At 69.4% G+C, this 6674-nt stretch carries 3 protein-coding genes; all 3 read right to left on the reverse strand.

Annotated features, from left to right (window positions below):
- Positions 1-31 precede the first annotated feature (31 nt).
- Positions 32-2533: an aminopeptidase N gene (pepN, locus tag ACHFGS_RS12080; RefSeq protein ID WP_394279928.1), complete on the reverse strand. Its 2502-nt coding sequence runs from the start codon at positions 2531-2533 to the stop codon at positions 32-34.
- Positions 2534-2602: 69 nt separating this feature from the next.
- Positions 2603-4555 (reverse strand): 1-deoxy-D-xylulose-5-phosphate synthase, encoded by a 1953-nt coding sequence (gene dxs / locus ACHFGS_RS12085; RefSeq protein WP_394279927.1) that lies wholly within the window; start codon positions 4553-4555, stop codon positions 2603-2605.
- A gap of 74 nt (positions 4556-4629) precedes the next feature.
- On the reverse strand, positions 4630-6674 hold a 2045-nt coding region (acnA, locus tag ACHFGS_RS12090; RefSeq protein ID WP_394289492.1), incomplete at its 5' end, for an aconitate hydratase AcnA.

Here is a 6674-nt window from a genome sequence, read left to right on the forward strand (position 1 = left end):
CCGCGCTGGTCCCGAAGACGGGCGTCGGACGTCAGGCGGAAAGGTGCTCCTGGGCGGCGCGGACGCGGAGGTCGCGGGCGAGGTGGTCGCGCTGCTCGAGCACGATGCGACGGAGCGCCGCGGGCGCGTCGGGGTGTACAGCGAGCCACGAGTCCGCGGCATCCGTCGTCTCGGCATCGGGGAACAGGCCGCGTACGAGGCGACCGGCGATCTCGATGCTGCGGGCGGACCAGACGTCGAGGATGCGGTCGAAGTACCCGTCCGTGACGGACCCGAGCAGGTCGTCCCGACCACCCGCGCGGGCACCGCGGATCGTCGCGCTGAGGTGGTCGTTGGTGAGCGACTCGTCGTCCCACGCGGCATGCCAGGCCGCCACCCGCACGTCCGCCGCGGGACGCGCGGCCAACGCGGCGATCCGCGCCGTCGCACCGGTCGCGGTCGCATCCCGGACGTACTCCGCGTCGAGATCGGCCGCATCCGCGTGCCCGGTCGCCGACAGCGCCAGCCACCAGGACCAGCGGAGGTCGGGGTCCAGCGGGAGTCCGTCGGGCGGCGTCGCGGCGCCGGTCAACAGGGCGCGCAGATCGTCGGCGCGGGCGTCGCTGTACTCCGCAGCCGCACCGACCGCGCGGGCCCAGGACAGCTGCGCGTCAGACCCGGGCTCCGCGGCGAGCAGGGCCTCCCCGCACGCCTCCAGCCACGCGGAGGCCGCGGATGCCCGCCGGTCAGCACGGACGTAGTGCGTGAGCGCGAACAGAGCCCGCGCGTGCACGTCGGTCATGAGAGCCGCGTTCGTCTCCCCCGCCGCGTGTCGCACGGCGATCCGGATGAACCGCTCCGCAGCGAGCTCGCCGTCGCGCGTCGCGTTCCACAGCGCGGCCCAGATGACACCGCGCGCCACCGGGTCGTCGATCGTCGAGAGCCCCTGCTCGACGGCGTCCAGCGACCGAGCGTCGAGCCGCACCTTCGCGTAGGAGCGGTCGTCGTCGTTGGGGACGACGAGGTCGGCGTCCGGGATCACCGGGGCGGTGACCGCCATGCGCTCGCCCGCGATGTCGACCTCGACATCGCCGCGGCGCACGAGGCGTTCGCCGTCGAAGGCGTAGAAGCCCACTCGCATCCGGTGCGGCCGATCCCCGTCCTGCACGACGAGAAGCGGGTCGCGTTCGACGCGGACCGTAGGCAGACCCGTCGTCTCGAGCCACGCAGCGCTCCATTCCGACAGGTCCCTCCCCGACGCGAAGGAGAGAGCCGACAGGAGATCATCGAGGGTCGTGTTGCCGTAGGCGTGCGCGGCGAAGTAGGCCTGCGCGCCGCGGAAGAACGCCTCCTCGCCGACGAACCCGACGAGCTGCTTGAGCACCGAAGCGCCCTTCGCGTACGTGATCCCATCGAAATTCAGCTTGGCCGCTTCGAGGTCGACGATGTCCGCGACGATCGGGTGCGTCGTCGGCAGCTGGTCCTGCGTGTAGGCCCAGCCCTTGCGGCGGCTCGCGAACGTGACCCAGGCCTCGGGGAATCCTCCGACAGCTGCGGCGGCGTGCGAGCCCATGTAGTCCGCGAACGACTCCTTCAGCCACAGGTCGTCCCACCACCGCATCGTGACGAGGTCGCCGAACCACATGTGCGCCATCTCGTGCAGGATCGTGTTGGCGCGCGCCTCACGCTGCGCGACGGTCGACTTGCCGCGGTAGAGGTAGGACTCGGTGAAGGTCACGAGGCCGGGGTTCTCCATCGCGCCGAGGTTGTACTCGGGCACGAAGATCTGGTCGTACTTGCCCCACGGGTAGGGCTGCGCGAATGCCTTCGTGAAGAAGGCGAGCCCGCGCTGCGTGATGCCGAGGATCTCCTCGGCATCGAGGTGCTCGGCGAGAGAGGCGCGGCAGAGGACGCCGAGTTCGACGGTCTGGTCCTCACCCTCCCACCGTCCCGCCACGCGGTGGTACGGCCCCGCAGCGACAGCGGTGACGTAGCTGGACAGCGGCTGCGTCGGCGCGAAGGAGACCCGGATGCCGCCGGTCACCGCCTCACGGCCGGTTTCGGCACCGCCGGACAGCACTGTCCACTCGGCCGGTGCGGTGATGTGGAAGGTCCACCGTGCCTTCAGGTCAGGCTGCTCGAACACCGCATAGACGCGGCGGCAGTCTGCCGGCTCGTACTGCGTGTACAGGTACACGGCGCCGTCGACCGGATCCCGGAAGCGGTGGAGTCCCTCGCCGGACCGGCTGTACCGGCCGCGGGCCCGGATGCGCACGGTGTTCTGTGCGGCGAGGCCGCTCACGCGGATGCGCGCGCCGTCCCAATCGACGGGCTGCTCGACGCCGTTGACCTCGACGGACTGCACGGCGTCGCCGAGGAAGTCGACCCACGTGGCATCCGTCGTCGCGTCGAAGACCAAGACGCTGGAGGTGTCGAAGGTGGTCTGCCCGTCATCGGGCGCGCCCGTCAGATCGAGCGACACCTCCACCGTGTGCAGGGTCACGTGTGCCGACCGGTCGGCGGTTTCGGCGCGGGTCAGATTGGCAGAACTCATCCGTCCATCGTTTCACGCACGCGAGCGGATGCCACGTCCGCGACGGACGGGAGCCTCCCGCCCCGACGCTCAGGACTCGCGGCGCTGCGCTTGATCCTCGAGCCAGATGGCGCCGACGTCGTCGGACGGCCGGGCGATCGGGATGCGGGTGCCGAGCACCTGCGCGACGACGTCCTGCGCGATCTTCGAGGCGGTGAGCCCGGCGTCCTCGAGGATCTGCTCACGGGTCGCGTGATCGATGAACTCGTCCGGGAGACCCAGCTCGTCCACCGCCGTCGAGACGCCAGCCTCGCGGAGGACCTGCCGGACGCGGGTGCCCACGCCACCGACACGGATGCCGTCTTCGAGGGTGATCACGAGTCGGTGCGCGCGCGCGAGGTCGACGATCGCGGGCTGGATCGGCACCGCCCAGCGCGGGTCGACGACGGTCGCGCCGATGCCCTGCGCGCGGAGCCGCGTCGCGACGTCCACCGCGAGGTGCGCCATCGGGCCGATGCCCACGAGAAGCACGTCTTCTGCTCCACCTCGGAAGAGCACGTCAGTGCCGTCGGAGAGGCGTTCCACCGCCATGAGCGGCTCGGGTACGGCGCCCTTGGGGAACCGGACGACCGTGGGCGCGTCCTCGACCTCGATCGCCTCGTCGAAGAGCTCACGCAGGCGTTCGCCGTCGCGCGGCGCCGCGATGCGGATGCCGGGGACGAGCTGGAGCACCGCGAGATCCCACACACCGTGGTGGCTGGGCCCGTCGGGCCCGGTCACGCCCGACCGGTCGAGCACGAAGGTGACCCCGGCCTTGTGGAGGGCGACGTCCATGAGGACCTGGTCGAATGCGCGGTTCATGAAGGTCGCGTAGATCGCGACGACCGGGTGCAGCCCGCCGTAGGCGAGGCCCGCCGAGGAGGCGACGGCGTGCTGCTCGGCGATGCCGACGTCGTAGACGCGGTCGGGGAACTTCGCCGCGAAGTCCTGGAGGCCGGTCGGCCGCAGCATTGCGGCGGTCATGGCGATGACGTCGTCCCGACGGTCGCCGGCGGCCACGAGGGCCTCGGAGAACACGTCCGTCCAGGCCACGGCATCCGACGACCCCAGCGGCTCCCCCGTCGTGGGATCGATCTTGCCCACAGCGTGGAACTGATCGGCCTCGTCGCGGCGAGCGGGCTCGTACCCGCGCCCCTTCTCCGTGATGACGTGGACGATCACCGGAGCGCTGAACTCCTTCGCGAGTCGCAGCGTCTCCTGCAGGGCGTCGAGGTCGTGCCCGTCGACCGGGCCGAGGTACTTGATGTCGAGGTTGGAGTACAACGCCGCGTTGTTGGTGAAGCGGGACAGGAATCCGTGCGTGCCGCCGCGGACCCCGCGGTACACCGCGCGACCGACCGGGCCGAACATGCGGAACGCACTCGCCGACTTCCGCCGGAGGCTCTCGTAGCTGTCGGTCGTGCGGACGCGGTTCAGGTACCGAGCCATGCCGCCGATGGTCGGCGCGTAGGAGCGCCCGTTGTCGTTGACGACGATCACGAGGTTGCGGTCGTTGTCATCGGAGATGTTGTTGAGCGCCTCCCACGTCATCCCGCCCGTGAGCGCACCGTCTCCGACGACCGCGACGACGTGACGGTCGTTGCGACCGGTGCGCTGGAACGCGCGGGAGATCCCGTCGGCCCAGCTCAGCGAACTCGACGCATGCGAGGACTCCACCACGTCGTGCGGACTCTCGCTGCGCTGGGGGTAGCCGGCCAAGCCGCCGCGCGAACGGAGGCGGTCGAAGTCCTGACGTCCGGTGAGCATCTTGTGGACGTACGACTGGTGCCCCGTGTCGAAGATGATCGGGTCGTTCGGTGAATCGAACACCCGGTGGAGGGCGATCGTCAGCTCGACGACGCCGAGGTTCGGCCCGAGGTGTCCCCCGGTGCGTGCCACGTTCTCGACGAGGAATCCGCGGACCTCTTCGGCGAGGCTCTGCAGTTCCGTCCGTGAGAGGCGATCGAGGTCGCGGGGACCGTGGATGCTCTCCAGAAGACTCATGACCCGAGTCTACGCGGCGTGACGCACAGAACCCCGGCACCTGACGGGGCCGGGGTTCTGTGGTATTCGGTGCGTCAGACCAGCGAAAGCAGCACGTACTGCAGGATGCCGCCGTTGCGGTAGTAGTCCGCCTCACCGGGGGTGTCGATGCGGACGATCGCGTCGAACTCGACCGTCTGCTTGCCCTCGGGCGAGAACTCGCTCGGCTCGGCGACGACCTTGACGGTCTTCGGGGTGACGCCCTCGTTCAGCTGCTCGAGACCCGAGATCGAGACGATCTCGGTGCCGTCGAGGCCGAGCGACTTCCAGCTCTCACCGGCGGGGAACTGCAGGGGGACGACGCCCATGCCGATGAGGTTCGAGCGGTGGATGCGCTCGAAGCTCTCCGTGATGACCGCCTTGACGCCCAGCAGGCTCGTGCCCTTGGCCGCCCAGTCACGCGACGAGCCGGAGCCGTACTCCTTGCCGCCGAAGACGACGAGCGGGGTGCCCTGTGCCTGGTAGTTCATGCACGCGTCGTAGATGTACGACTGCGGGCCACCCTCCTGGGTGAAGTCGCGGGTGTAGCCACCCTCGACGATCTGGCCGTCGTTCACGGCGGCGACCAGCTCGTTCTTCAGGCGGATGTTGGCGAACGTGCCGCGGATCATGACCTCGTGGTTGCCACGGCGCGAGCCGTACGAGTTGAAGTCCTTCTGCGCGACGCCGTGCTCGGTCAGGTACTGCGCGGCGGGGGTGCCCGCCTTGATGTTGCCGGCCGGGCTGATGTGGTCGGTGGTGACCGTGTCGCCGAGCGCCGCCATCACGCGAGCGCCGGAGATGTCGGTGACCGGTGCGGGCGTGCGCTCCATCCCGTCGAAGTACGGCGCCTTGCGGACGTACGTCGAGTCCTCGGCCCACTCGAAGGTGGGGCCGGTGGGGGTGGGGAGGTTCTTCCAGCGATCGTCGCCGTCGAAGACGGTCGCGTACTGCTTGATGAACTGCTCGCGCGAGATGGAGGTGTCGATGACCGACTGGACCTCGTCCGGCGACGGCCAGATGTCCTTGAGGAAGACATCGTTGCCCTCGGAGTCCTTGCCCAGCGCGTCCGTCTCGAAGTCGAAGTTCATCGAGCCGGCCAGTGCGTAGGCGACGACCAGGGGCGGCGACGCCAGGTTGTTCATCTTCACGTCGGGGCTGATGCGGCCCTCGAAGTTGCGGTTGCCCGAGAGGACGGCCGTGACGGCCAGGTCGTTCTCGTTGATCGCGGCGGAGACCTCTTCGATGAGGGGTCCCGAGTTGCCGATGCAGATCGTGCAGCCGTAGCCGACGGTGTAGAAGTCGAGGCCCTCGAGCGCCTTGTCGAGACCGGACTTCTCGTAGTAGTCGGTGACGACCTTCGAGCCGGGGCCCAGCGTCGTCTTGACCCACGGCTTGCGCTTGAGGCCCTTGTCGACGGCCTTCTTGGCGAGCAGGCCCGCCGCGATCATGACCGATGGGTTCGACGTGTTGGTGCAGGACGTGATCGCAGCCAGGGTCACGGCGCCGTTGTCGAGCATGTAGGTGTCGCCGTCGGGCGTGGTGACCTTCACCGGCTTGGATGCCGCGTGGCGGGCACCCGAGACGAGCATCGACGGCACGTGCTCGTGGTCGTGCTGGTGCGAGACGCCGTCTTCGGAGATGTGCTCGTGCTCGACGCCGGGCGTGGTGCCGGGGTCGGAGGCCGGGAAGGTGCCTTCGAGCTCGACCGAGTCCTCTTCGGCGGCCGCGGCGTAGTTGAGGATGTCCTTCTCGAACTGGCTCTTCGCCTCGGAGAGGAGGATGCGGTCCTGCGGACGCTTCGGGCCGGCGATCGAGGGGACGACCGTCGAGAGGTCGAGCTCCATGAACTCGCTGAACTCGAGGTGGCGGGACGGGTCGTGCCAGAGGCCCTGCTCCTTGGCGTATGCCTCGACGAGGGCGACGGTCTGCTCGTCGCGGCCGGTCAGGCGCAGGTAGTCGAGCGTGACGTCGTCGATCGGGAACATGGCGGCGGTGGAACCGAACTCGGGGCTCATGTTGCCGATGGTGGCGCGGTTGGCCAGCGGCACCTGGGCGACGCCCTCACCATAGAACTCGACAAACTTGCCGACAACAGTGA

It is taken from the genome of Microbacterium sp. (genome assembly GCF_043427715.1).
In the GTDB taxonomy this organism is placed as follows: domain Bacteria; phylum Actinomycetota; class Actinomycetes; order Actinomycetales; family Microbacteriaceae; genus Microbacterium.

Coding starts and splice junctions, on each gene's coding strand:
- pepN (WP_394279928.1), bottom strand. CDS start 2,533: ATGAGTTCTGCCAATCTGACCCGCGCCGAAACCGCCGACCGGTCGGCA.
- dxs (WP_394279927.1), bottom strand. CDS start 4,555: ATGAGTCTTCTGGAGAGCATCCACGGTCCCCGCGACCTCGATCGCCTC.